The sequence below is a fragment of the Leisingera coralii genome, assembly GCF_049056525.1.
Lineage (GTDB): Bacteria > Pseudomonadota > Alphaproteobacteria > Rhodobacterales > Rhodobacteraceae > Leisingera > Leisingera coralii.
Map to the genome: position 1 here is coordinate 1 of NZ_JBHUPT010000147.1, position 634 is coordinate 634.

General features: G+C 64.4%; 1 protein-coding gene. It reads right to left on the reverse strand.

Features of this window, described 5'->3' with window-relative positions:
* On the reverse strand, positions 1 to 634 hold a 634-nt coding region (locus tag ACFMBG_RS24160), incomplete at both ends, for an IS3 family transposase (RefSeq protein ID WP_421057179.1).

Sequence of the window (634 nt, forward strand, 5' to 3'; positions counted from 1 at the left end):
ATCCCGAAGGCGGCCATTGAAGCTCTCCACGAAGCCGTTCTGCATCGGTTTGCCGGGCGCGATGTAGTGCCATTCGACCTGCCGGTCCTGCTGCCATTTCAGGATCGCGTTGCTGGTCAGTTCGGTGCCGTTGTCGGACACCACCAAGCAGGGATAGCCACGCAGATCGGCGATCCTGTCCAGTTCCCTGGCGACCCGCAGGCCCGACAGCGATGTATCCACGACAGTGGCCAGGCATTCCCGGCTGAAGTCGTCGATCACACACAAAATACGGAACCGGCGCCCGTCCGAGAGCGTGTCTGAGACGAAGTCCAGCGACCACCGCTGGTTCGGCCCCTGCGGGACCGCCATGGGCGCCCTGGTTCCGATTGCGCGCTTGCGGCCGCCCCGTTTGCGCACGCTCAGCCCCTCTTCCCGGTAGATCCGGTAGAGCTTTTTCCAGTTCACCTCCCAGCCTTCCCGCTTCAGAAGAATGTGCAGTCGCCGATAGCCGAACCGCCTGCGCTCACCAGACAGTTCACGCAGCCGGTGCCGCAGGTCCTTGTCTTCCGGCCTGACCGGCCGCCGCCGGTACACACGCGGATCGATCCCGGCCAGCGCACAAGCCCGCCGCTGCGAGTAGCTCTTCTCTTTC